Raw genomic sequence first — 23,478 nt, forward strand, 5'->3', positions numbered from 1 at the left:
CGCTTGCGATAGCGTGGCCGGGTGCCGCCTTTGGCGCAAGGGGTTGGCGGTGCGTCACACGAAGCACGATTACGCGCTTCAACCGGGCGGACGATCGGCCTACCCATCGACGATGCAATTCGACGACCTGCTCCGCCGCTATTTCGCCACCGACGATCCGGGCGCGATCACGCCCGGCGCCATGACGGCGGGGATCGAGCGGATGCAGGTCGATCTCGGGCTCGAGAAGGATCGCAGCCGCCGGTTCGCGCTGTGGACGCTGATGTACATGCTGGGCCGCGCGCCCGATCTGGAGCGGGTCTTTCCCGATCCGGCCGATCGAGAAGCGGCGCGCAATTTCATGGACTTGAGCGATCGAGTGCAGCAGCCTTCGCAGGAAGGAGAAGGGGCATCATGACGGCAAGGATATGGGCTGCGGCGCTGGCGCTGCTGCTTGGCGGATCGGCGGGCGCGCAGCAGGCACCGACAGCGGGCGCGATCCTGCTGCGGCCGGACGCGGTGTTCGACGGCATCGATCCGACGCCGCATCGCGGCTGGCAGGTGCTGGTCGAAGGCGATCGGATTGCCGCGGTCGGCCCGGCGCTGAGTGCGCCTGCGGGGACGCGGATGATCGAGCTGGCGGGCGACACGCTGATGCCCGGCATGATCGAGGGCCATGGCCACCTGTTTCTCCACCCCTATGACGAGGCGAGCTGGGACGATCAGGTGCTGCACGAGCCGCTGGCGCTGCGCACCGCGCGGGCGGTGGCGCAGGCGAAGGCGACGCTCCTCGCCGGCTTCACCAGCGAGCGCGACCTCGGCACCGAGGGGGCCGGCTATGCCGACGTCGGGCTGCGCGAGGCGATCGACCAGGGCATCGTCGATGGACCGCGCCTGTCGGTCGCGACGCGGGCGATCGTGGCGCTCGGCGCCTATGGCCCCAAGGGTTTCGAACCGGGGGTCGCCATCCCGCAGGGTGCCGAGGAAGTGTCGGGTCCCGACGCCATGGTCGCCGCGGTGCGCCGCCAGATCGCGGCCGGCGCGGACTGGATCAAGCTCTACGCCGATTATCGCTGGCGATCGGGCGAGGAGAGCCGCGCGACGCTAAGCCTCGACGAGATGAAGGCGGCCGTCATGGCGGCGCACGACGCCGGGCGGCCGGTGGCGGTCCATGCCTCGACCGCCGAGGGGATGCGTCGCGCGATCGAGGCCGGCGTCGACACGATCGAGCATGGCTATGGCATCACGCCCGCCATCGCCGCCGCCATGGCGGCCAAACGCATCGCGCTATGCCCGACGCTCGCCGCCGCCGATGCGAGCGCGCGCTATCGCGGCTGGTCCGGCCAGGAGCCTGCGCCGGCTGCGGTGACGGTCAGCCGCGACGCTTTCCGCATCGCGCTGAAGGCAGGCGTGCCGATGTGCATGGGCGGCGACGTCGGCGTGTATCGCCACGGCGACAATGCGCGCGAGATGGTGTTGATGGTCCAGGCGGGGATGACCCCGGCCGCGGTGCTGGCCGCCTCGACCTCGGGCAATGCCCGGTGGATGGGGCAGGGGCAGCGGCTCGGCGCGGTGAAGGCGGGCATGCTTGCCGATCTGGTCGCGGTCGCGGGCGATCCGACGCGACGGATCGACGCCGTCCGCGACGTGAAGTTGGTGATGAAGGGTGGCAGGATCATCTCGTCCTGAGTCCTGTCCCTCGTTGGCGAGAAAGATCGTCTAGTTCCCTTCTTGTTCTCCGTGAACAAATACGATACGACGCTTGGGAGCGTTGCCCCCGAGGCGCGCCTGCTCTAGCGAGGGAGGCTCCTTTGGCCGCCAATCTGAAAGTGATCGACAACGGCATGGCTACCGCGAACGCAGACCGTCAAAAGGCGCTCGACGCCGCCCTCGCGCAGATCGACCGCGCGTTCGGCAAGGGCTCGGCGATGAAGCTTGGCCAGAAAGAGGCGATGCAGGTCGAGGCGATCTCGACGGGCTCGCTCGGGCTCGACATCGCGCTGGGCGTCGGCGGCTTGCCGCGCGGCCGTGTGATCGAGGTCTATGGCCCTGAATCGTCGGGCAAGACGACGCTGGCGCTGCATGTGATCGCCGAGGCGCAGAAGAACGGCGGCACCGCGGCCTTCGTCGACGCGGAGCATGCGCTCGACCCGGTCTATGCCAAGAAGCTGGGCGTCAACATCGACGAACTGATCGTGTCGCAGCCCGATACCGGCGAGCAGGCGCTGGAAATCGTCGATACGCTGGTCCGTTCGAACGCGATCGACGTGCTGGTCGTCGATTCGGTCGCGGCGCTGGTGCCGCGGGCCGAGATCGAGGGCGAGATGGGCGACAGCCACGTCGGCCTTCAGGCGCGCCTCATGTCGCAGTCGCTGCGCAAGCTGACCGGGTCGATCAGCCGATCGCGCTGCATGGTGATCTTCATCAACCAGCTGCGCATGAAGATCGGCGTGATGTACGGCAACCCGGAGACGACGACGGGCGGCAACGCCCTGAAGTTCTACGCCTCGGTCCGCCTCGACATCCGTCGCACCGGCGCGATCAAGGACCGCGAGGAAGTGACCGGCAACGCGACTCGCGTGAAGGTGGTGAAGAACAAGGTCGCGCCGCCGTTCAAGCAGGTCGAGTTCGACATCATGTACGGCGAGGGCATCTCGAAGATCGGCGAGATCCTCGACCTCGGCGTCAAGGCCGGGCTCGTCGAGAAATCGGGCGCCTGGTTCAGCTATGATTCGGTTCGGATCGGTCAGGGACGCGAGAATGCGAAGAACTATCTTCGCGAAAATCCCGAGATGGCCGACCGCCTGGAAAAGGCGATCCGCCAGCGGACCGAAAAGGTCGCCGAAGAGATGATGACCGGTCCCGAGGCGGACGACGACATCTGATACCGCAGCGGGCGGGGGGAGCGATCCCTCCGCCCGTTCGGTGTCCGATGTGTGAAGAGTCTCAACGTTCGCGCCCACGCGACGCTGTTGAGTGTGAAGAGTCTCAACGTTCGCGCCCTCGCGACGCTGTCGAGTGTGAAGAGTCTCAACATTCGCTGAGCTTTCAGCGATCCGTGCGGGCGTTTGATCGATGTCGGTGCGGTCGGGCACGGTGGCGCCTTCCCGTGGTGTCGGTGGCGAGGTAGCGAAGGCGCATGATCCAGCTCCGCCCCGATGTCGCATCATGACCGTCACCGACGAATGGACCGGCATCGTCGGCGATGTCTGGGCGAAGGAATGGCGCCGTACCGACCGTTGCTTCGCCGACCTCGCGCAGCGGCTCGACGCCGCGATCGCCGACGTCGCGCCGGAGGAGGGGCGGGCACTCGATATCGGCTGCGGCGCCGGTTCGACCAGCCTGTCGCTCGCCCGGGCGCATCCCTTGCTGGCGATCACCGGGGTCGATGTTTCCCCGGCACTGATCGCGGTCGCGCGGTCGCGATCGATCGACCATCCGCAGGTCGACTGGCGCGTCGGGGATATCGCGGTCGATCCCCTGCCGCGGCCAATGAACCTTGCCGTATCGCGCCATGGCGTGATGTTCTTCGCCGACCCGGTCGCCGCCCTCGCCCGGCTGCGCGACGTCATGACGCCGGGGGCGCCGCTGGTCTTCAGCTGCTTTGCCGATCCCGCCGCCAATGGCTTCGCCGATCCGCTGGTCGAGGCCGTGATCGGCACCCCGACACCGGCGCGGCCGCCCGGCTATCAGCCTGGTCCCTTCGGCTTCGCCGATCGCGACGCGACCGCGGCCATGCTCGCCGCCGCGGGCTGGCGCGATGCCGGGGCGGAGCAGGTCGCCTTTGGCTATGTGGCGGGCGAGGGCGACGACGCGGTCGCCGACGCGGCGGCGTTCTTCACCCGCATCGGCCCGATCGCACGCGCGCTGCGCGACCTGCCCGACCATGGCGCGGCGCGCGAGCGGCTGACGGCGGTGCTCGGCGACCACGTCAGCGGCAACCGCGTCGTACTTCCCGCGTTGGCATGGATCTGGCGCGCCCGCGCCTGACAAGGGGGATTAGTCATGATCATCGTCCATCATCTCGAAAACAGCCGCTCGCAGCGCGTGCTCTGGATGCTGGAGGAGTTGGGGCTACCGTATGAAATCAAGCGCTACGAGCGCGACCGGAAGACGATGCTCGCGCCGCCCGAACTGCGCCGCGTCCATCCGCTCGGCAAGTCGCCGGTGATCGTCGACACCGACGACGATCATCGCGTCGTCGCCGAAACCGGCGCGATCGTCGAATATCTGGTCGACAAGGCCGACGGCCGGCTGGGTGCGCCGGCGACGCGCGACGATGCGCTGCGCTATCGCTTCTGGCTGCATTATGCCGAAGGCTCGATGATGCCGCCGCTGTTGCTGAAGCTGGTGCTCGGCCGCATCCCGCTCCTCGGCAAGCGGGCGCAGGCGAAGATCCAGCCGATGATCGACGTCCATCTCGGCTATGTCGAGCGCGAGCTGTCGCAGCGGCCGTGGTTCGCCGGCGATGCGATGACCGCCGCCGACATCATGATGAGCTTTCCGCTCGAGGCGGCGCGCAGCCGCGCGGGGCTCGATACGTCACGACCGGCGACGATCGCGTGGCTCGACAAGGTCCATGCCCGGCCGGCCTATCAGGCCGCGCTGGCGAAGGGCGGCCCCTACGCCTACGCCTGACTGGGGCCGACGTCGCGGAAACTGTCGACCGCCACCGCCGGGCCATGGCCGCTCGGCGCCGGCGGCGGGTCGCGATCGGCAGGCTCGCGGATGTCGAGCCCGCCCTCCCACTTCGCGACCACCGATGCCGCGACCGCGTTGCCGATGACGTTGGTCGCGGAGCGGCCCATGTCGAGGAAGTGGTCGACCGCCAGGATCAGCAGCAGCCCCGCCTCGGGAATCTTGAACAGCGACAGCGTCGCCGCGATGACCACCAGGCTGGCGCGCGGCACCCCGGCGATACCCTTCGACGTCACCATCAGCACCAGCAGCATCGTGATCTGCTCGCCGAGCGACAGGTGGATGCCATAGGCCTGGGCGATGAACAGCGACGCGAACGTCATGTACATCATCGATCCGTCGAGGTTGAACGAATAGCCCAGCGGCAGCACGAAGCTGGCGATGCGCGGCGGCACGCCGAACCGGTCGAGCGCCTCCAGCGTGCGCGGATAGGCGGCCTCCGACGAGGCGGTCGAGAAGGCAAGGATCAGCGGATCGCGGATATATCGGACCAGGTATCGCGTCCGCCTGCCGAGCAGCGCGAAGGCGATGCCGATCAGGATCAGCCACAACAGGACAAGCCCGAGGTAGAAGGAGCCCATGAAATAGGCGAGGTCGCCAAGCACGCTCGGCCCCCGCTCCGCCAGCGTCGAGGCGACCGCGGCGAACACCGCGAAGGGGGCGAAGCGCATCACGTAGTTGGTGATCTGAAGCATCACCGCGACCAGCGCCTCGACCGCGCGCACCAGCGGCTGCGCCTTCTCGCCGACGGCGGTGATCGCGACGCCGACGAAGATCGAGAACACGACGATCTGGAGGATCTCGTTGTCCGCCATCGCCTCGACCATCGAGGCGGGGACGATGTGGCTGACGAAGTCCTTCAGGTTGAACGCCGCCCGCTCGACGCCGCTACCCGCGCTGGCGGGCGGGACGGGGAGGGCGAGGCCTACCCCCGGTTGGAGCAGGTTGACCAGCACCAGGCCCAGCGTCAGCGACAACAGGCTCGCGCAGATGAACCAGCCGAGGCTCTTCAGCCCGACGCGGCCCAGTGCGGCGGTGTCTCCCATGTGCGCGATGCCGACGACCAGCGTCGAAAAGACGAGCGGCGCGATGATCATCTTGATGAGGCGAAGGAACAGCGTCGTGACGATCGACAGATAGCCGGCGATCGCCTGAAGCTTCGCGGTCGCGGCCGGCGTGCCGTCGTCGATCGCGCCGTTGACGACCCAGCCGACGACGAGTCCCGCAACCAGCGCGGCCATGATCCAATAGGTTAGGCGCTTGGCCACTCGATGCTCCCTCAATCTCGGTGGCGACCGAACGGGATTGCGAGGCCGCGGTCAAGCGCCGTATCGCTAGCCGCATGCTGACGACCACCCGCCGCTCGATCCTCGCCGCCGCCGCCGCGGTGCCGTTCCTGTCCGCCAGCGCGGTGCTGCGTGCGGTCGAGCCCGACCTTGCGGCCCTGTCCGACATGACCGCCGGCGCCAAGCCGATCGATCGCACCGAGCGCGCCGGTCGGCTGGCGCGTGCCCAGGCGCTGATGCGCGCCAACGGCATCGGTGCGATCCTGATCGAGCCGGGATCGTCGCTGATCTACTTCACCGGCGTGCGCTGGGGCCGCAGCGAGCGGCTGACCGCCGCGATCATCCCGGTCGAGGGCGAACCGTGCATCGTCACGCCGTTCTTCGAGGAACCGTCGGTCCGCGAATCGCTGGCGGTGCCGGCCGAGGTGCGGGTGTGGCAGGAGGATCAGGATCCGCTCAGGGTCGTGGCGGGCTTCCTCAAGGACCGCGGACTGGCGGGCAAGCCGGTCGGCGTCGAGGAGACGGTACGCTATTTCGCGGTCGAGGCGCTGATGACCGCCATGCCCCGCGCCCGGCTGGTGTCGGCCGATCCGGTCGTGCGCGGCTGCCGGATGATCAAGACGCCGGCCGAGATCGCGCTGATGCAGCTGGCGACGGACGTGACCATCGCCGCCTATCGGTGGACATGGCCGCGGGTGGAGATCGGCATGACCGGGCCGGAGATCGGCGCGCTGATGACGGCGGCGACTCGCAAGCTGGGCGGCAGTCCCGAATTCGCGCTGGCCCTGATCGGCCCCGCCGCCGCGCTACCGCATGGCAGCCGCGAGGTGCATCGCATCGCCGACGGCCAGATCCTGCTGATGGACTGCGGCTGTACCGTCCAGGGCTATCAGTCCGACGTCAGCCGCACCTTCGTGAAGGGCACCGCATCGATCGAGCAGCGCCGCGTGTGGGACCAGGTGGCGAAGGGTCAGCAGATCGCCTTCGCCGCCGCCCAGCCCGGCACGCCGGCGGGCGCGGTCGACGATGCGGTGAGGCGCTATTACGCGACGCTTGGCTATGGGCGCGATTACAGGCTGCCGGGGCTGTCGCATCGCACCGGGCACGGCATCGGCATGGACGGGCACGAGCCGGTCAACCTCGTCCGCGGCGAGACGACGCGGCTCGCACCCGGCATGTGCTTCTCGGACGAGCCGGGGCTGTATCTGCCGGGCAAGTTCGGCGTGCGGCTGGAGGATTGCTTCCACGTCACCGCCGCCGGCCCGCGCTGGTTCAGCCAGCCCCCCACGTCGATCGACGCGCCGCTGGGATGAAAGCCGAGATTGCGCGCGCCGGCTTCGCGCGCTGCCCGGAAACGCTGGGACGGCCGGCATTGGCTGAGCTGGCCGCGCTGTTCGGCGACTTGCGCGCCGACCGACCCGGGTCGCGGATCGACCCGGTCATGGAAGAGCGGACCCAAGCCATCGCGATGGCGACGCGATATGCGAGCGCGCTGTTGGGAGATGGCGCAAGACCGGTTCGTGCGCTGCTGTTAGACAAGAGCGTCGGCGCCAACTGGTCACTAGGCTGGCATCAGGACCGCGTGATCGAAGTGGCAGCCAAGGTCGACGTGCCGGGCTTCGGTCCGTACACAGTCAAGCAGGGGCGTCTTCACGTTGCGCCGCCGATCGAGTGGGTCGAGCGCTTGCTCACCGTTCGCATTCATCTCGACCCGGTCGATTCCGACAATGGTCCGCTCGTCGTCGCGCCCGGATCCCACCGACTTGGTTTCGTAGCCGAGCGCGAGATCGATGCCGTCGTCACGCGTTGTGGCGAGGCGATCTGCCTGGCGGATGCGGGCACGATGTGGTTCTACGCCACGCCAATTCTCCATTGCTCGGCGCGGTCGACCGGCGACCGACACCGCCGGGTGCTGCAGCTCGATTTCGCCGTGGGCGACCTGCCGGGCGGTCTCGTCTGGGCGCTGGACGTCACGACCGCTTGAGGGGCGGGGCCTGCTCTACTAAGCGGGGCGCCATGATATCGACCAACGACCTTCGCCGCGGCTTCCTGGACTTCTTCGCGTCGCAGGGGCACCAGATCGTGCCCTCGGCGCCGCTGGTGCCGCAGAACGACCCGACGCTGATGTTCGTCAACGCCGGCATGGTGCCGTTCAAGAACGTGTTCACCGGGCTGGAAAGCCGCCCCTATTCGCGTGCGACCTCGTCGCAGAAGTGCGTGCGGGCAGGCGGCAAGCACAACGATCTCGACAATGTCGGCTACACGGCGCGGCATCATACCTTCTTCGAGATGCTCGGCAATTTCTCGTTCGGCGATTATTTCAAGGAGCAGGCGATCCACAACGCCTGGACGTTGCTGACGCGCGAGTGGGGGCTGCCGGTGGAGAGGCTGACGGCGACGGTGTATCACACCGACGACGAGGCGTTCGACCTGTGGAAGAAGATCGCCGGTCTTCCCGAAGAGCGGATCATCCGCATCCCGACCAAGGATAATTTCTGGGCGATGGGCGAGAACGGGCCGTGCGGTCCGTGCTCCGAAATCTTCTACGACCATGGCGATCATATCTTCGGCGGCCCGCCGGGCAGCCCCGACGAGGATGGCGATCGCTTCGTTGAGATCTGGAACCTCGTCTTCATGCAATATGAGCAGGCGGCGAACGAGATCGTCGCCGAGCTGCCCAAGAAGTCGATCGACACCGGCATGGGGCTGGAGCGCGTCGCGGCGGTGATGCAAGGCGTCCATGATAATTATGACACGGACACGTTCAAGGCGCTGATCCACGCGTCGGAGGCGCTGACGCATACCAAGGCGGAGGGCGAGCAGCAGGCGTCGCACCGCGTTATCGCAGACCATCTGCGCTCGGCCGGCTTCCTGGTCGCCGACGGCGTGCTGCCGGCGAACGAAGGGCGCGGCTATGTGCTGCGTCGGATCATGCGGCGCGCGATGCGGCATGCGCATCTGTTGGGCGCCAAGGATCCGCTGATGCACCGGCTGGTGCCGGCGCTGGTCGCCGAGATGGGCGCGGCCTTCCCCGAGCTGGTCCGTGCGCAACCGCTGATCGAGGCGACGCTGCGCCAGGAGGAAGGCCAGTTCCGCAAGACGCTCGATCGGGGGTTGAAGCTGCTCGACGAGGCGACGGCGGGCCTCGACGACGGTGGGACGTTGGCGGGTGAGACGGCGTTCAAGCTCTATGACACCTATGGTTTTCCCTATGACCTGACCGAGGATGCGCTCCGGGCGCAGGGATATCAGGTCGATCGTGCTGGCTTCGACGCGGCGATGGCCGAGCAGAAGCGCGCGGCGCGGGCGGCGTGGAAGGGATCGGGCGCGAAGGGATCGGAAGAGATCTGGTTCGACATCGCCGAGGAAACGGGATCGACCGAGTTCACCGGCTACGCCAATGACGTCGGCGAGGGCGAGGTGCTGGCGCTGGTCAAGGACGGCGTGCGCGTCGAGCGGGCGAGCGTCGGCGATCACGTCGGCATCGTCGTCAACCAGACGCCCTTCTATGCCGAGAGCGGCGGACAGGTCGGCGACGCGGGGACGATCACGACCGATCAGGGGCTGGCGATCACCGTCTCCGACACGTCGAAGCAGCTCGGCCGGCTGTGGGTGCATCACGGCGAGGTGACCGCGGGCGAGATCGCGGTGGGCGATGCGGTGAAGCTGGCGATCGACCTCGACCGCCGCGGACAGATCCGCGCCAATCACTCGGCGACCCACTTGCTGCACGAGGCGCTTCGCCAGCGGCTGGGCACGCATGTCGCGCAGAAGGGCTCGCTGGTCGCGCCCGATCGCCTGCGCTTCGACTTCTCGCAGCCAATGGCGCTGGCACCGGCCGACGTCGCCGAGGTGGAAGCCCGCGTCAACGAGCAGATCCGCGGCAATGGCGTGGTTACGACGCGATTGATGACTCCCGACGAGGCAATCGCCGAAGGCGCGATGGCGCTGTTCGGCGAGAAATATGGCGACGAGGTGCGCGTCGTGTCGATGGGCGAGGATGCCGACGGCACCTACAGCCTGGAACTGTGTGGCGGCACGCATGTCGGCGCGCTCGGCGAGATCGGGCTGTTCAAGGTCGTCAGCGAGGGCGCGGTGTCGTCGGGCGTCCGCCGCGTCGAGGCACTGACCGGCGAAGCCGCGCGCAGCTATCTGCAACATCGCGACGAGGTGCTGCGCGAGGCTGCGGCGGCGCTGCGCTCGACACCCGACGAGGTGCCGGGCCGGGTCGCCGCGCTGATCGACGAGCGCAAGCGGCTGGAGCGTGAGCTGGCCGAGGCCAGGAAGGCGCTGGCGATGGGCGGTGGCGGCGGTGGTGCGCCCGCCGGGCCGGAAGACGTCGGTGGCGTCGCGTTCGTCGGCCAGGTCTTCGAGGGCTTCGAGGCGAAGGGGCTACGCGGCGCGGTCGATGAGGCCAAGCAACGGATTGAATCGGGCGTGGCGGCGATCGTCGCAGTCAACGACGGTCGCGCCTCGGTCGCGGTCGGGGTGACGCCCGATCTCGTCGGACGGTTTGACGCGGTGGCGCTGACCAAGGTCGCGGTGGCGGCGCTGGGTGGGCAGGGCGGCGGCGGCCGGCCCGATATGGCGCAGGGCGGCGGCCCCGACGGCGACAAGGCCGCCGACGCAGTGGCGGCGATCAAGGCGGCGATGGCCGGCTAATCGCCGCGGCGACGCCGTTGTTTCCTTTCACCGGCTTGAGGCTGCTGCTGCCGGCGGTTGTGCCGTCGTGGCGCTTCTTCGATGCGGTGACGGCGAGCCCGCGCATCGACTATGTACTGGCGGCGAGTCCCGGAGGTGCTTCGGGCGACTGGCACGAATTCGATCCACGCGTACCCGTCCTGTCCGCGCGGATGATGCTCCGCCGGCTGGTCTGGAATCCGGCGTGGAACGAGGCACTCTACCTTGTCAGCCTCGCTGAGCGGCTGATGAGCAATGCCGATCCGGCGACGCTGGCGCACAGCGAGCGCGAAATGCTACGGCGGGTGGCGCATCAGCTTCACCGCAAAGGCTACGATCGCGGTGGCGATTGGCTGCGGATCCGGCTGCGGTTCGTGCATCGACCGCCCGGGACCGATGAGGTGCTGGGCGAGGTCGTCTATGTCTCAGACCACCATCGGTTATCGACGCTGCTGTGACGTTCGACCTGGCTACCCATCTGACCGCAGCGGCATTGGCGCTGGCGTTCGCTCAGCAAAGTGTGGAGCATCTGGCCGGCGCGGCCGCCGTGCAGGAGCGATGGCTGTTCGCGCCGCGGTTGGCGCTGTCGGTGCTGCTGTTCCTTGCGTGCATCGGCGTGCTTCCGGTTGCCAACGCAGCTGGCGTGCTCACGCTGGCGCTGTTGGCCAACCACCTGCTGATCCTGCCCTTTTTCAATGGGCCCTATAATGGCGGTGCAGACCGCATGGGCCTGCTGATGCTAGTCTGCCTGGCGGGCGCCTTTACGCTGCCCGACGTGCGGTGGCGCGAGCTGGCGTTCGGCTATCTCGGGATGCAGCTGCTGCTGAGCTACGCGATGGCGGGGTGGGTGAAGATCGCCAATCCGGCCTGGCGACGCGGAGAGGCGCTGCGCGATGTGTTTCGTTTTTCCGCCTATCCGGCGGGCGAGAACATCCGGCAGTTGGCGGATCGCCCGCGCCTGCTGTGGGTGGCGGGATGGGCGGTCATGCTGTTCGAACTGGCCTTTCCGCTGGCGATGCTATCGCGACCGGCGCTGCTGGCGGCGCTGGCGATCGCGGCGTCGTTTCACCTAGCCAACGCCTGCCTGTTCGGGCTCAACCGCTTCTTCTGGATCTGGATCGCGGCCTATCCGTCGCTCTTGTGGTTGCAGGATCGGCTGCTCGGCTGACCGCCCATGAAGAAGGGGCGGCACCCTGCGGCGCCGCCCCCTCCGTCACCCTGCCGTCCGATGGATCAGCGGGTCTTCTTCTTGGTCGTCGACGTGGTCTTCGTCGTCGTGGTCGTCGAGGCCGTGTCAGCACCGGCGGCGGCCGTCGTGTCGGTCGCTGCGGTCGCGCCCGGTGCCGTGGCGCCGGTCGAAGCGGTCGCGCCCGTGCCGGCTGCGGCATTGAACTGCTCGGCGGTCAGGCCGATGATGATGCTGCCATCGGGTGCTGCCGAGAAGCCCGAGACGGGCAGCTGGACGTCACGGCCGTTGCTGGCGGTGACGATCACATTGGCAGCGTCCGCCGACTTGATCGTGCCGATGACGTTCTGGGCGTTGCGCCCCTTCACCTGCGTGCCGGCGACGAGACGGCTCTGGAGCGCACCCTTGGCCTGCTGCTGCTGCGCCGCCGCCGCGGCGTCGAGCGCGGCCTTGGTCATCGCAATGCTGGGACCGCTCGGCCCCTTGCCGATCGAGGTGAGTGGCAGCGCGACCTGCGCGGTGCCGGTATTGACCACCGCGGCGTCGGCGGTGACGCTCGTCACCTGGCCGATCGCGACACCGGCCGAGTCATAGATGGTGGCGCCGACCGTCGGCGCTGCCGAGGCGGTCGTCGCCGGAGCGGTCTGCGCGGGCGCGGTTTGCGCCATCGCCGGCACCGCAGTCATCGCGCCAAGCGCGAGCACAGCCATATACTTCATGACGTCAATCTCCCGTGATTGGTTCGGTCTGGAAACGAGATAGGGTCGCGAGCGGTTCCCAACCCCCCTCCATGCGGCGAAGCGGCGCGAGCACGGGGTAAAGCGTTAAGATATCGGTGAAGCTGAATGAATGTTCAGCCAATAAGGCACTTTAGGAGCTGTTCCACGCGTAAATTCTCAACGCGTACGTTCGTGCAGGCGCCGTATTCGCCGGATACGCGGTTCGCGCGTCAACTCCGCCTCGCGCCGGATCTTCTGGCGCATCTGGTCGCGCTTTTCATGGATCGAGGCGATGACCGGGCCCATCGCGACGCCGAGGTCGACCAACACTGCCTCGGACAGCTGCAGCGAGCTTTCGAGCGTCTCTGGCACCGCGTCGGTGACACCGGCGCGATACAGCTCGGCGGCGTGGCCCGCGTCACGAGCGCGGGCGATGATCGGCAGCTTGGGGGCGAGCGTGCGCATCCGCCGGGCAAGGCGCACCGTCAGGACGGGATCGTCCATCGTCAGGATCAGCGCCTTGGCGTCGGTCAACTGCAATCGATCGACGAGCTCGGCGCGAGCGATGTCGCCGAAGAGCACGGGATAGCCGGCGGCGCGGCCCTCGGCCACCGTGTCGATATCGGCCTCGACCGCGATGAAGGGCAGATTGTGGACCGCGAGCATGTCGGCGACGGTCTGGCCCACCCGGCCGAATCCGATCAGCACGGTTCGCGCGGCGCCCTCTTCGATCGCCGGCGGTTCCTCGGTCGTGCTGCGCGCTTCGATCCGGCGCGAGACGAGCCGCCCGGCCTTGGCCAGCAGCGGCGTGATGGTGAGGCCGATCGCTGTCACGGTCTGCCAGAACGCGGCGGTCGAGGGCAGGATGAGCTGGGCCTGCGCCGCGGTGCCGAGCACGATCAGCGTGGTTTCCGACGGGCTGCCCATCAGCAATCCGGTCTCCGCCGCGACACCGCGCCTAGCGTTGGCGACCCGGAGCAGCAGATAGGTGACGACTGCCTTCGCGGCGATCACGCCCACCACAGCCATCAGCAGCGACGGCCAGTTGGCGCCGATCAGCCGCAGGTCGAGCTGCATCCCCACGGTGATGAGGAACACACCGAGCGCCAGCCCCTTGAACGGCGCGGTCATCACCTCGACCTCGCTGTGATACTCCGTCTCGGCGATCAGCAGGCCGGCAAGCAGCGCCCCGACGATCGGCGACAGGCCCGCCGCGGTGGTGGCGACGCTGGCGACGATCACCACCAGCAACGAAGCGGACAGGAACAGCTCGGGGCTCTTGGTTCGTGCCGCCTGCGCGAAGAGGCGGGGCAGGACGATCCGGCCGCCGAGGTACATCGCGACCACCGTCACGCCGCCACGCAGTGCGACCCCGGCGATCCCGCTCCAGCCGTCGTTGGCGGTGGGGGCCATGGCGCCGAGCGCGAAGATGATGGGGACGAGCGCCAGATCCTCGAACAGCAGCATGGCAAAGGCACCGCGGCCGACGGGACTGGTCGTGCCGACGAGCGGCAGCACCAGCGCGGTCGAGGAAAGCGCGAGCGCCAGCCCGAGCCCGGCCGACCCGGCCCAGGACTGGCCGAGGAAATGCAGCGTGACGCCGATCAACGCGGCAGCGCCGAACAGCTCGGCCGCGCCCGTGCCGAAGACCAGCCGGCGCATCGACCATAATCGTCGGAACGACAGCTCGAGGCCGATCGAGAACAGGAGCAGGATGATGCCGAATTCGGCGAACGGCTCGATCGATTCAGGCTTGGTGATGGTGACGTAGTAGAGCCACGGAAAGCGATCGACGAGCGTGCCGAGCCCCGCCGGGCCGACGAGCATGCCGACCAGAATGAAACCGATCACCGGCGTGACGCGAAAGCGGGCGAAGGCAGGAATCACCAGCCCGGCCGCTCCCAATATCACCAGCGCGTCGGAGAATCCTTCGTTGTCGAGCCTGAGTGCCATCGCAGGACTCTGTAGCGCCGCGACCGAAATTGTCAGCAACGGTGGACGCGATCAGCCGCGACGCCTCGCAACCGCCTCGCCGCCCGCGGTAAAATCGAAGCGGATCCGCACCCAGGCGCCGACGAGCATCTTGCCGCCGACGCGCGGGGGGCGGACCCGGAACTGCCAGGCGGCCTCCCGCAGCGCCCGCGCGAGCCCCGACCCCATCGGCGATTCGCCGAGCGAGCGGCAATTGTCGACCCGAAAGTCGGGGATCGTCCGGCACGCGACCATCGCCCACGAACCTGCCGGCGCGCTCGACGCTGGCATATAGGCGGTCAGCACGCCGCGCGGCGGATCGGTGTACCATTCGGCGTTGAACAGCTTGGCGCCGCCAGGGCCCTCGCCGGGGCCGTAGGTCGAGGCGACCTTGGCATCGCCTTCGCTATCGCCTTCGCCCTGGTCGGCATGGCCCATGTTGCTGATGTCGCCCGCGGCGAACAGCGACTTGTCGCCGAACAGGCTCGGCGCCGGCGGTGTCGGCGGCGGCGGAACGGGCGGCGGTTCGGGGGTCGGCGTGGCGGGACGGGCGGCGGCAGCGGCGGTTTGCTGCGGCTTCTTCTGCGCGCTGACCGACTTGCGCTCGCTCGGTTTTTCGACGTCCCGATCGGCGGGGTACATCGAGAAGGTGACGGGGCGGCTGTCGCTCGGCGGCGGCGCCTGCGTCTTAGGGGCGAGGCCGATGAGGATCAGGAAGAGGAGGACGTGCGCGGCAAGCGCCAGCAGCAACGCGAGCGGCCGCCGCCTTTCCGATCCGCGATACCCCGACGCCACCATGTGCCCGGGCGCCTAGGCCCTTGCCCCCTGGGCTGCAATGGCCCTGCGCCGGAAGCGATCGGAATTCATGTTTCCGCTTCATCAACGCTGGACGCTCTACGTCGTATCGACGCGCCGCCACATGGGAGATTGTTCGATGATTGCAGCCCTTGCCCTTGCTTTTCAGCGGGTGCCGCCGCCGCTCTATGTGACCACGGGCCCGATGCGGCCGTCGGCCGGCGCCGAAGTCAGGCCGGAACCGATGCGTGTCGACGTGACGCTGCGCGGACCCGGCGCAACGCTGTGGCAGGGACAGTTGGCGCTCGGTCAAGGCGGCGCAAGCTGGCGGGAGAGCGTGTCGGAAGCGGGCGGCTGCACGACGCCCTATGGCGAGGGAACGGTGCAGAGGGAGGCGAGCATCCAGCTGATCCGCCAGCGAAACGGCGCCGCAGATCCCGGCGCATCGGTGCAGGTAAGTGTCCGTTGGGTGTGTCCCGCCGAAGCAAGGGGCGGATGCGGCGCAACGCGGACGGTCGAGCTGCGCCAGTCGGTCGATCTGTCGACCGGACCGGCGCGGCTCACCGGCGACGGCGGGCTCGTGGTCGAGCTCCGCCGCCGCTGACGGGACGAGGTTACGCCCAGTTCGCCATTTCCGTCTCGAGGTTGACGCGAACCTGCTCGAAGAATTGCTCGGTCGTCATCCACGGCTGGTCCGGGCCGATCAGGATCGCGAGATCCTTGGTCATGTGACCGTCCTCGACCGTCTTCACGCAGACGCGCTCCAGCGTCTCGGCGAAGCGGGTGACATCGGGGGTGCCGTCGAACTTGCCGCGATACTTCAGGCCGCCGGTCCAAGCGAAGATCGACGCGATCGGGTTGGTCGATGTCGCCTTGCCCTGCTGATGCTGGCGGTAGTGGCGGGTGACGGTGCCGTGCGCGGCCTCTGCCTCGACGGTCTTGCCGTCCGGCGTCAGCAGGACCGACGTCATCAGGCCGAGGCTGCCGAAACCCTGGGCGACCTGGTCGGACTGGACGTCGCCGTCATAGTTCTTGCAGGCCCAGACGAACTCGCCGTGCCACTTTAGCGCCGATGCGACCATGTCGTCGATCAGGCGATGCTCGTAGACGATGCCGGCTTCCTTGAACTTGTCCTTGAACTCGGCGTCGAACACCTCGGCGAACAGGTCCTTGAAGCGGCCGTCGTACGCCTTGAGGATGGTGTTCTTGGTCGACAGATACACCGGCCACTTGAGGTTGAGGCCGTAGTGCATCGAGGCGCGGGCGAAGTCGCGGATCGATTCGTCGAGGTTGTACATGGCAAGCGCCACGCCCGGCCCCTCGAAGCGGAATACCTCGCGGTCGATCGTTTCGCCGTCGTCGCCCTCGAACACCAGGCGCAGCTTGCCCGGCCCCGGGACCAGATAGTCGGTCGCGCGATACTGGTCGCCGAACGCGTGACGGCCGACCACGATCGGGTGGGTCCAGCCGGGGATCAGGCGGGGAACGTTCTTGATGACGATCGGCTCGCGGAAGATGGTGCCGCCCAGGATGTTGCGGATCGTGCCGTTGGGCGACTTCCACATCTTCTTCAGGCCGAATTCCTCGACGCGCGCCTCGTCCGGGGTGATCGTCGCGCACTTCACCGCGACGCCGTACTTCTGCGTTGCCTTGGCGCTGTCGATCGTCACCTGGTCGTCGGTCGCGTCGCGATGCTCGATGCCGAGGTCGTAGTAATCGAGCTCGATGTCGAGATACGGCTTGATCAGGCGCTCGCGGATCCATTCCCAGATGATCCGCGTCATCTCGTCGCCGTCGATCTCCACGACGGGCGTCTTCACCTTGATCTTGGCCATGCTCTGTCCTTGCACGAGGGGGATATGGCGCGGTCGATACGGGGAAGGCGGCGGGGGATCAACCGCACACCGCGGGTGGCGTGTCCGCCCGGGCGGCAACGATCACGGCGCTGCAACGTTGTGTCGCGGCTCTGCCACGGTTAGACCCTGTCGACATGAACTCAATTTCCCCGCGCGACGAGGCGCCGCTGCCCACGACTACGGTCAAGTGGCGTTTCCCCGCCGTCCATCCCGAAGGCTATAAGTACGTCGGCATCGCCTTCGGCATCACGCTTCTCGCCACGATTCTCAGCCACGTCTTCTTCTGGCCGTTCCTGGCCGTCACCGCGTGGGTGGCGATCTTCTTCCGCGATCCCGTACGCACCACGCCGGTGGGCGACGACGTGATCGTCGCGCCGGCCGACGGCTTGGTGACGATGATCCAGCGCGTGCCGATCCCGCGCGAGCTGGCGGTCGACCTGGGCGATGCGCCGCTGGTGCGCGTGTCGATCTTCATGAGCGTGTTCGACGTCCACATCAATCGCACGCCGATTGCCGGGACGATTCGCCAGGTCGTCTACATCTCGGGCAAGTTCCTCAACGCGGATCTCGACAAGGCATCGGACGAGAACGAGCGCCAGCACATCGTCGTCGAAGGACGCGATGGCCGGCGGATCGGCTTCACCCAGATCGCCGGCCTGGTCGCGCGGCGGATCGTACCGTTCGTCAAGCCCGGGGACATGGTCGCGACTGGGCAGCGGGTCGGCCTGATCCGCTTCGGTAGCCGCGTCGACGTGTACCTTCCCGAGGATTGCGCGCCGCAGGTAACGCTCGGTCAGCGCAGCGTCGCGGGCGAGACCGTGATCGGTCGCATCGGTGGCCGACCGGTGAGCGGGATCAGCCAATGACCGACGGCGGACGCCCCGATCCGAAGCCCCATCGCCGCGGCATGCCGCGCTTGGCGAGGCCGGCGGGCGGGTTGCCGCTCCGCGCGATCGCGCCGAATGCGGTAACCGCGCTCGCCCTTTGCTCCGGCCTGAGTGGCGTCCGGTTCGCGATTGGTGGCGAATGGGAGCGGGCGGTGGCGATGATCATGGTCGCTGGCGTTCTCGACGGAATCGACGGCCGGATCGCGAGACTGCTTCGCGGCGAGAGCCGGTTCGGCGCCGAACTCGACTCCTTGTCCGACGCCATATCGTTCGGTGTCGCCCCGGCGTTGATCCTGTATCTCTGGTCGCTGGCCGCGCTGCCGCGGGTTGGCTGGATGTGTGCGCTCTTGCTTGCCGTCTTCTGCGCGCTTCGCCTGGCGCGGTTCAACGCGCGGATCGACATCACCGACCAGCCGCATAAGTCCGCCGGCTTCATGACTGGTGTCCCGGCCCCGGCTGGAGCAGGCCTGGCCCTGCTGCCGATGTTCCTTTGGTTTTCGACCGAAGAACCGATTTTCGCGTCGCCTTGGCTCGTGGCGCCGTGGACCGCCTTCATTGCCGTGCTGATGGTGTCCAGCCTCGCGACCTTCTCATGGACGTCGATGCGGCTGCGGCGATCGGTTCGTTTCGAGGCCCTCGCGATGATCGTGCTGCTCGGTGCTGCGCTGGTCACCGCTCCCTGGCAGACGCTCAGCGTCATTGGCATCGGCTATCTCGCGATGCTGCCGTTCAGCATCGCCAGCTATGCGCGCGTCAAGCGGCTGCGCGCATCCGGCGGATCTCAACGGGAACCGGTGCCGACGCCGACCAGCGCCTGACGGCGATACGACGCTCCGCCTGCACCAGCGTGCTCAGCGGCGTGAAGCGATCCTCGGCCTGTCCCATCGCGACGCGAACGATCCGCCGCCACTGCGGCCCGACCGACAGGGCGATGACCCCGAGTGCCAGCGCCGCCGCGCCGGCGAAAATCAACGTGCTGATGACTGCGACCATGGTTCGCCTCCCGAACAATCTGCGAACTACCCTGTGGATAACTCGCCAACCCGTGAATGCATGACCAGTTCCAGTTCGAAACCGGACATTCAGGCTTTACAGCGAGCTTTCTACGCTGTGGCCCTTCTTCGAGCCCGTTATGTTCCACTATCGTTCTAGTCGTCAAGCGTTGCGGAACAAAAAACTTTCGGCTAAGGGCGCGCTCCTCAACACCGCATGGGAAGCAACATAGCCCGGTGCCCTGGCCATCATGGCCGCGGTCATCCGCTTCCCAGAGGCTCAACCGGAAGGATATATCCCTATGGCGGCACCTGTCGTCTCCATGCAGCAGCTCGTCGAGACCGGCGCGCACTTCGGCCACCAGACCCACCGCTGGAACCCGAAGATGAAGCCGTACCTGTTCGGCGACCGCAACGGCGTCCACATCATCGACCTCTCGCAGACCGTGCCGCTGTTCGCGCGCGCGCTGGAGTTCATCAGCTCGACCGTCGCCGCCGGCGGCAAGGTGCTGTTCGTCGGCACCAAGCGCCAGGCGCAGGAGTCGATCGCCGACGCCGCCCGTCGTTCGGGCCAGCACTTCGTCAACCACCGCTGGCTGGGCGGCATGCTCACCAACTGGAAGACGATCTCGAACTCGATCAAGCGCATGAAGGCGCTTGAGGAGCAGCTGTCGGGTAACACCGCCGGCCTGACCAAGAAGGAAGTCCTCCAGCTGACGCGCGAGCGCGACAAGCTCGAGCTGTCGCTCGGCGGCATCCGTGACATGGGCGGCATTCCCGACGTGATGTTCGTGATCGACGCCAACAAGGAAGAGCTGGCGATCAAGGAAGCCAACACGCTGGGCATCCCGGTCGTCGCGATCCTCGATTCGAACGTGTCGCCGGACGGCATCGCCTTCCCGGTTCCCGCGAACGACGACGCCAGCCGCGCGATCCGCCTGTACTGCGAGGCGGTGGCGATCGCCGCGACCCGCGGCAACCAGGAGCAACAGTCGCGCCGCGGCGTCGACCTGGGCGCGCAGGACGTCGCGCCGGTCGAGGAAGCGCTGACGGTCGAGCCGGAGCAGCAGGCTGCCGGCACGGTCGAGGGCGCCGGTGCGGAGGCCGAGCGTCAGATCGACGCGTAACCACCGTCACGATGCTTTCATGCGGGCGGGGCAGGGCGACAAGCGCTCTACCCCGCCCGCAAACACATTTTGCGACTAAGAGGATCGAAACGATGGCCGATATCACGGCAGCGATGGTCAAGGACCTGCGCGAGAAGAGCGGCGCGGGCATGATGGATTGCAAGAAGGCGCTGAGCGAGGCCGGCGGCGACATGGATGCGGCGATGGACTGGCTGCGCACCAAGGGCCTGGCGGCCGCGCAGAAGAAGTCGAGCCGTACCGCGGCCGAGGGCCTGGTCGGGATCGCCACCAGCGGCACCACGGGTGCGGTGGTCGAGGTCAATTCCGAGACCGACTTCGTCGCCAAGAACGACCAGTTCCAGGCGTTCGTGACCGAGGTCACGAAGATCGAGCTGGCGACGGGCGCCGACGTCGAGGCGCTGAAGGCCGTGAAGACCGCCGCCGGCGTCACGGTCGAGGAGGCGCTGACCAAGAACATTGCGACGATCGGCGAGAACCAGTCGCTGCGCCGCGCCAAGCGCCTCGAGGTGTCGAAGGGCGCCGTCGTCGGCTACATCCACAACAAGCAGGCCGATGGCCTTGGCAAGATCGGCGTGCTCGTCGCGCTCGAGGGCGATGCCTCCGACGAGGTGCTGCAGAAGCTGGGCAAGGACCTGGCGATGCACGTCGCCGCCGCTTTCCCGAAGGCGCTGAACGAGGAAGACCTGGACGAGGCCGAGATCGAGCGCGAGCGCGCGATCGCTGCCGAGAAGGCGGGCGAGAGCGGCAAGCCGGCCGACATCGTCGCCAAGATGGTCGAAGGATCGATCGCGAAGTTCCGCAAGGAGCACGCGCTGGTCAGCCAGCTGTTCGTGATGGACGGGAAGACCAAGATCAGCGACGTGGTGGCAAAGGCCGCCAAGGACGCCGGTGGCTCGATCGTCCTGAAGGACTATGTCCGCTTCCAGCTGGGCGAGGGCATCGAGAAGGAGACGTCGGACTTCGCCGCCGAAGTCGCCGCCGCCTCGGGCGTGCCGCAGAAGGCCTGACTTCAACGCGTTATGCGGGCTTTCTGGCTCGCGATGGAAGGGCGTCGCTCGATGTGAGCGGCGCCCTTCTTCATGTCCGGCGCAAGCGATCTGCATTGAAACGACATGGATTCGACGCGTCGGCGAGGTTGCCCCGCGGCGCCGGTGCGCCTAAGGTCCGCGCCGCCTCCCCGATAGACGAACAGGACCTCATGAGCCCCGCGCCGCGCTTCAAACGCATCTTGTTGAAATTGTCCGGCGAAGTGCTGATGGGTGAAGGTGGCCTTGCGATCGATCCCACCATCACCGCGCGCGTCGCCGAGGAAATCGCCGGCGTCCGCGGCGAGGGTTACGAGCTTTGCGTCGTCGTCGGTGGCGGCAATATCTTCCGGGGGTTGTCCGCTGCTGCCAAGGGGATAGAGCGCGCGACCGCGGACTATATGGGCATGTTGGCGACGGTGATGAACGCCCTCGCCGTGCAGAACGCACTCGAGCAGATCGGCGTCGAGACGCGCGTCCAGTCGGCGATCCCGATGGCCGCGGTGTGCGAGCCCTTCATCCGCCGCCGCGCCGAGCGTCACCTGGAAAAGGGCCGCGTCGTGATCTTCGCCGCCGGGGTCGGCAGTCCGTTCTTCACCACCGACAGCGGCGCTGCCCTGCGTGCCGCCGAGATGAAGTGCGACGCGCTGTTCAAGGGCACCAGCGTCGACGGCGTCTATGATGCCGATCCCAAGAAGGTGCCCGATGCCAAGCGCTACGACACCGTCAGCTACGATACGGTGCTGTCGGCCAATCTGAAGGTCATGGATGCGAGCGCGGTGGCGCTGTGCCGTGACAACCATATTCCGATCGTCGTCTTCAACATCCGCGAGCATGGCAACTTCGCCCATGTGCTCGGGGGTGAGGGGACGGCGACGATCGTGACCGATGCCAAGGAGACTCATTGATGCCCGCCTATGACAAGGCCGATCTCGAGCGTCGCATGAACGGCGCGACCGAAGCGCTGAAGCACGATCTCGCCGGTCTGCGCACCGGCCGCGCCTCCACCGCGCTGCTCGATCCGGTGACGGTCGAGGTCTATGGCTCGCACATGCCGCTCAACCAGGTGGCGACGGTGTCGGTGCCCGAGCCGCGGATGCTGTCGGTCCAGGTGTGGGACAAGACGAACGTCGGTCCGGTCGAGAAGGCGATCCGGTCCGCCGGGCTCGGCCTCAACCCAATCAACGACGGCAATACGCTGCGCCTGCCGATCCCCGACCTCACCGAAGAGCGCCGCAAGGAACTGGCCAAGCTTGCCGGCCAATATGCGGAGAAGGCGCGCATCGCGGTGCGCAATGTCCGCCGCGACGGCAACGACAGCCTGAAGATCGACGAGAAGAAGGGCGTGTTCGGCGAGGACGATCGCAAGCGCCTCGAAACCGAAATCCAGAAGCTGACCGACAAGACGATCGCCGACATCGACGCGGCGGCCAGTGCGAAGGAAAAGGAAATTCTGGGCAAGTGAGCGGCGCGCCGGTCTTGCTTCCCGCTCGTTCTGGGCGAATGGGTCAGCGATGAGCACCGCCCCGATCCTTTCCGCCGTGCCGCCCGGTGGCGGCGTGCCGCGGCATGTCGCGATCATCATGGACGGCAACGGCCGCTGGGCGAAGCGTCGGCTGTTGCCGCGGTTCGCCGGGCACAAGGCGGGTGTCGATGCGGTGCGCCGCGTCACGCGCGCGGCGCGGGCGTTGGGGATCGAGGCGCTGACGCTCTACGCCTTCTCCAGCGAAAATTGGCGGCGGCCGGAAGAGGAAGTCAGCGACCTGATGGGGTTGCTGCGCATCTTCATCCGCTCCGACCTCGACGAGATGGTCCGCGAGAATGTGCGGCTGCGGATCATCGGCGACTATCGTCGCTTCGCGCCCGATCTGGTCGCCATGGTCGACGATGCGGTGGCGCGAACCGCGGGCAACACCGGCCCGGTGCTCGTGATCGCGCTCAATTATGGATCGCAGGCGGAACTGGTCGCCGCCGCCCGTCGCCTCGCGGAGCGGGCGAAGGCGGGCGAGATCGATCCTGCCGCGATCGATAGCGCGGCGATCGAGCGCGAACTGGATACCGCCGACCTGCCGCCGCTCGACCTCGTCATCCGCACATCGGGCGAGCAGCGGCTGTCGAATTTCCTGTTGTGGCAGGCGGCCTATGCCGAGCTGCTGTTCGTCGACACGTTGTGGCCCGACTTCGACGGCGAGGCGCTGGCCGAGGCGGTGCGCGCCTTCGCCGGCCGCCAGCGCCGCTACGGCGGGCTCTGACCCC

At 67.6% G+C, this 23,478-nt stretch carries 24 protein-coding genes; 18 read left to right on the forward strand and 6 right to left on the reverse strand.

The window, feature by feature from the left end:
- Positions 1–112 precede the first annotated feature (112 nt).
- From GGQ80_RS09475 to GGQ80_RS09495, 5 genes are all read left to right on the forward strand, one after another.
- Positions 113–397, forward strand: a complete 285-nt coding sequence (locus tag GGQ80_RS09475) for a hypothetical protein (RefSeq protein WP_183984662.1) — start codon at positions 113–115, stop codon at positions 395–397.
- Entirely contained in the window at positions 394–1,668 is a 1,275-nt protein-coding gene (locus GGQ80_RS09480; protein WP_183984146.1) for a metal-dependent hydrolase family protein, read from the forward strand. Before GGQ80_RS09475 ends, GGQ80_RS09480 begins: the two co-directional genes overlap by 4 nt.
- A gap of 122 nt (positions 1,669–1,790) precedes the next feature.
- Positions 1,791–2,864: a recombinase RecA gene (gene recA / locus GGQ80_RS09485; protein ID WP_183984148.1), complete on the forward strand. Its 1,074-nt coding sequence runs from the start codon at positions 1,791–1,793 to the stop codon at positions 2,862–2,864.
- Positions 2,865–3,147: 283 nt separating this feature from the next.
- Positions 3,148–3,969: a class I SAM-dependent methyltransferase gene (locus GGQ80_RS09490; protein ID WP_183984150.1), complete on the forward strand. Its 822-nt coding sequence runs from the start codon at positions 3,148–3,150 to the stop codon at positions 3,967–3,969.
- A 15-nt stretch (positions 3,970–3,984) separates the two neighbouring features.
- A complete protein-coding gene (locus tag GGQ80_RS09495; RefSeq protein WP_183984152.1) occupies positions 3,985–4,617 on the forward strand; it encodes a glutathione S-transferase family protein in 633 nt (210 codons plus the stop codon).
- Here the strand turns inward: GGQ80_RS09495 and GGQ80_RS09500 are convergent.
- Positions 4,608–5,945, reverse strand: a complete 1,338-nt coding sequence (locus GGQ80_RS09500; RefSeq protein WP_183984154.1) for a cation:dicarboxylate symporter family transporter — start codon at positions 5,943–5,945, stop codon at positions 4,608–4,610. The two genes, GGQ80_RS09495 and GGQ80_RS09500, sit on opposite strands and share 10 nt — an antisense overlap.
- Before the next feature lie 74 nt (positions 5,946–6,019).
- Between GGQ80_RS09500 and GGQ80_RS09505 the strand changes: the two genes are divergently transcribed.
- The 5 genes from GGQ80_RS09505 to GGQ80_RS18740 are packed head-to-tail and all read left to right on the forward strand — an operon-like array spanning position 6,020 to position 11,811.
- The gene (locus tag GGQ80_RS09505; protein ID WP_183984156.1) at positions 6,020–7,276 is read left to right on the forward strand and encodes a M24 family metallopeptidase; all 1,257 of its coding nucleotides are present in this window, start codon (positions 6,020–6,022) and stop codon (positions 7,274–7,276) included.
- A complete protein-coding gene (locus GGQ80_RS09510) occupies positions 7,273–7,947 on the forward strand; it encodes a phytanoyl-CoA dioxygenase family protein (RefSeq protein WP_183984158.1) in 675 nt (224 codons plus the stop codon). The genes GGQ80_RS09505 and GGQ80_RS09510 overlap by 4 nt, the downstream gene beginning before the upstream one ends.
- 32 nt (positions 7,948–7,979) lie before the next feature.
- Complete coding sequence (gene alaS, locus GGQ80_RS09515; protein WP_183984160.1) at positions 7,980–10,625, forward strand: alanine--tRNA ligase; 2,646 nt, start codon at positions 7,980–7,982, stop codon at positions 10,623–10,625.
- A 35-nt stretch (positions 10,626–10,660) separates the two neighbouring features.
- The gene (locus GGQ80_RS09520; protein ID WP_221364313.1) at positions 10,661–11,101 is read left to right on the forward strand and encodes a hypothetical protein; all 441 of its coding nucleotides are present in this window, start codon (positions 10,661–10,663) and stop codon (positions 11,099–11,101) included.
- Positions 11,098–11,811 carry an HTTM domain-containing protein gene (locus tag GGQ80_RS18740; protein ID WP_183984164.1) on the forward strand — a complete coding sequence of 238 codons (714 nt, stop codon included), beginning with the start codon at positions 11,098–11,100 and terminating at the stop codon, positions 11,809–11,811. Before GGQ80_RS09520 ends, GGQ80_RS18740 begins: the two co-directional genes overlap by 4 nt.
- A 65-nt stretch (positions 11,812–11,876) precedes the next feature.
- Here the strand turns inward: GGQ80_RS18740 and GGQ80_RS09530 are convergent, their stop codons facing one another.
- The 3 genes from GGQ80_RS09530 to GGQ80_RS09540 form a co-directional block, all read right to left on the reverse strand.
- Positions 11,877–12,548: a hypothetical protein gene (locus GGQ80_RS09530; RefSeq protein ID WP_183984166.1), complete on the reverse strand. Its 672-nt coding sequence runs from the start codon at positions 12,546–12,548 to the stop codon at positions 11,877–11,879.
- A gap of 177 nt (positions 12,549–12,725) precedes the next feature.
- Positions 12,726–14,501 carry a cation:proton antiporter domain-containing protein gene (locus tag GGQ80_RS09535; protein WP_183984168.1) on the reverse strand — a complete coding sequence of 592 codons (1,776 nt, stop codon included), beginning with the start codon at positions 14,499–14,501 and terminating at the stop codon, positions 12,726–12,728.
- 51 nt (positions 14,502–14,552) lie between these two features.
- Positions 14,553–15,317, reverse strand: a complete 765-nt coding sequence (locus tag GGQ80_RS09540) for a hypothetical protein (protein ID WP_183984170.1) — start codon at positions 15,315–15,317, stop codon at positions 14,553–14,555.
- 67 nt (positions 15,318–15,384) lie between these two features.
- Between GGQ80_RS09540 and GGQ80_RS09545 the strand changes: the two genes are divergently transcribed.
- Positions 15,385–15,918, forward strand: a complete 534-nt coding sequence (locus tag GGQ80_RS09545) for a hypothetical protein (RefSeq protein ID WP_183984172.1) — start codon at positions 15,385–15,387, stop codon at positions 15,916–15,918.
- 10 nt (positions 15,919–15,928) lie between these two features.
- Here the strand turns inward: GGQ80_RS09545 and GGQ80_RS09550 are convergent, their stop codons facing one another.
- On the reverse strand, positions 15,929–17,149 hold the full coding sequence (locus GGQ80_RS09550; RefSeq protein ID WP_183984174.1) for an NADP-dependent isocitrate dehydrogenase: 1,221 nt from the start codon (positions 17,147–17,149) through the stop codon (positions 15,929–15,931).
- Between the two features lie 155 nt (positions 17,150–17,304).
- On the opposite strand from GGQ80_RS09550, the gene GGQ80_RS09555 reads away from it, so the two are divergent.
- Together GGQ80_RS09555 and GGQ80_RS09560 are read left to right on the forward strand one after the other, a co-directional pair.
- On the forward strand, positions 17,305–18,036 hold the full coding sequence (locus GGQ80_RS09555; protein ID WP_183984176.1) for a phosphatidylserine decarboxylase: 732 nt from the start codon (positions 17,305–17,307) through the stop codon (positions 18,034–18,036).
- Between the two features lie 41 nt (positions 18,037–18,077).
- Positions 18,078–18,875: a CDP-alcohol phosphatidyltransferase family protein gene (locus GGQ80_RS09560; protein ID WP_183984664.1), complete on the forward strand. Its 798-nt coding sequence runs from the start codon at positions 18,078–18,080 to the stop codon at positions 18,873–18,875.
- Here GGQ80_RS09560 and GGQ80_RS09565 read toward each other — a convergent pair.
- Entirely contained in the window at positions 18,811–19,050 is a 240-nt protein-coding gene (locus tag GGQ80_RS09565; protein ID WP_183984178.1) for a hypothetical protein, read from the reverse strand. The two genes, GGQ80_RS09560 and GGQ80_RS09565, sit on opposite strands and share 65 nt — an antisense overlap.
- Before the next feature lie 301 nt (positions 19,051–19,351).
- On the opposite strand from GGQ80_RS09565, the gene rpsB reads away from it, so the two are divergent.
- From rpsB to GGQ80_RS09590, 5 genes are all read left to right on the forward strand, one after another.
- The gene (gene rpsB / locus GGQ80_RS09570) at positions 19,352–20,176 is read left to right on the forward strand and encodes a 30S ribosomal protein S2 (protein WP_183984180.1); all 825 of its coding nucleotides are present in this window, start codon (positions 19,352–19,354) and stop codon (positions 20,174–20,176) included.
- A gap of 92 nt (positions 20,177–20,268) precedes the next feature.
- Positions 20,269–21,204: a translation elongation factor Ts gene (tsf, locus tag GGQ80_RS09575; protein WP_183984182.1), complete on the forward strand. Its 936-nt coding sequence runs from the start codon at positions 20,269–20,271 to the stop codon at positions 21,202–21,204.
- A 191-nt stretch (positions 21,205–21,395) separates the two neighbouring features.
- Positions 21,396–22,130: a UMP kinase gene (gene pyrH, locus GGQ80_RS09580; RefSeq protein WP_183984184.1), complete on the forward strand. Its 735-nt coding sequence runs from the start codon at positions 21,396–21,398 to the stop codon at positions 22,128–22,130.
- A complete protein-coding gene (frr, locus tag GGQ80_RS09585; protein WP_183984186.1) occupies positions 22,130–22,687 on the forward strand; it encodes a ribosome recycling factor in 558 nt (185 codons plus the stop codon). Before pyrH ends, frr begins: the two co-directional genes overlap by 1 nt.
- Positions 22,688–22,736: 49 nt before the next feature.
- Complete coding sequence (locus GGQ80_RS09590) at positions 22,737–23,474, forward strand: isoprenyl transferase (RefSeq protein WP_183984188.1); 738 nt, start codon at positions 22,737–22,739, stop codon at positions 23,472–23,474.
- The last annotated feature ends 4 nt before the right edge of the window (positions 23,475–23,478 follow it).

It is taken from the genome of Sphingomonas jinjuensis (genome assembly GCF_014197105.1).
Taxonomy (GTDB): Bacteria; Pseudomonadota; Alphaproteobacteria; order Sphingomonadales; family Sphingomonadaceae; genus Sphingomonas; species Sphingomonas jinjuensis.

Coding starts and splice junctions, on each gene's coding strand:
- GGQ80_RS09475 (WP_183984662.1), top strand. CDS start 113: ATGCAATTCGACGACCTGCTCCGCCGCTATTTCGCCACCGACGATCCG.
- GGQ80_RS09480 (WP_183984146.1), top strand. CDS start 394: ATGACGGCAAGGATATGGGCTGCGGCGCTGGCGCTGCTGCTTGGCGGA.
- GGQ80_RS09490 (WP_183984150.1), top strand. CDS start 3,148: ATGACCGTCACCGACGAATGGACCGGCATCGTCGGCGATGTCTGGGCG.
- GGQ80_RS09495 (WP_183984152.1), top strand. CDS start 3,985: ATGATCATCGTCCATCATCTCGAAAACAGCCGCTCGCAGCGCGTGCTC.
- GGQ80_RS09505 (WP_183984156.1), top strand. CDS start 6,020: ATGCTGACGACCACCCGCCGCTCGATCCTCGCCGCCGCCGCCGCGGTG.
- GGQ80_RS09510 (WP_183984158.1), top strand. CDS start 7,273: ATGAAAGCCGAGATTGCGCGCGCCGGCTTCGCGCGCTGCCCGGAAACG.
- alaS (WP_183984160.1), top strand. CDS start 7,980: ATGATATCGACCAACGACCTTCGCCGCGGCTTCCTGGACTTCTTCGCG.
- GGQ80_RS09530 (WP_183984166.1), bottom strand. CDS start 12,548: ATGAAGTATATGGCTGTGCTCGCGCTTGGCGCGATGACTGCGGTGCCG.
- GGQ80_RS09535 (WP_183984168.1), bottom strand. CDS start 14,501: ATGGCACTCAGGCTCGACAACGAAGGATTCTCCGACGCGCTGGTGATA.
- GGQ80_RS09540 (WP_183984170.1), bottom strand. CDS start 15,317: ATGGTGGCGTCGGGGTATCGCGGATCGGAAAGGCGGCGGCCGCTCGCG.
- GGQ80_RS09545 (WP_183984172.1), top strand. CDS start 15,385: ATGTTTCCGCTTCATCAACGCTGGACGCTCTACGTCGTATCGACGCGC.
- GGQ80_RS09550 (WP_183984174.1), bottom strand. CDS start 17,149: ATGGCCAAGATCAAGGTGAAGACGCCCGTCGTGGAGATCGACGGCGAC.
- GGQ80_RS09555 (WP_183984176.1), top strand. CDS start 17,305: ATGAACTCAATTTCCCCGCGCGACGAGGCGCCGCTGCCCACGACTACG.
- GGQ80_RS09560 (WP_183984664.1), top strand. CDS start 18,078: ATGCCGCGCTTGGCGAGGCCGGCGGGCGGGTTGCCGCTCCGCGCGATC.
- GGQ80_RS09565 (WP_183984178.1), bottom strand. CDS start 19,050: ATGGTCGCAGTCATCAGCACGTTGATTTTCGCCGGCGCGGCGGCGCTG.
- rpsB (WP_183984180.1), top strand. CDS start 19,352: ATGGCGGCACCTGTCGTCTCCATGCAGCAGCTCGTCGAGACCGGCGCG.
- tsf (WP_183984182.1), top strand. CDS start 20,269: ATGGCCGATATCACGGCAGCGATGGTCAAGGACCTGCGCGAGAAGAGC.
- pyrH (WP_183984184.1), top strand. CDS start 21,396: ATGAGCCCCGCGCCGCGCTTCAAACGCATCTTGTTGAAATTGTCCGGC.
- frr (WP_183984186.1), top strand. CDS start 22,130: ATGCCCGCCTATGACAAGGCCGATCTCGAGCGTCGCATGAACGGCGCG.
- GGQ80_RS09590 (WP_183984188.1), top strand. CDS start 22,737: ATGAGCACCGCCCCGATCCTTTCCGCCGTGCCGCCCGGTGGCGGCGTG.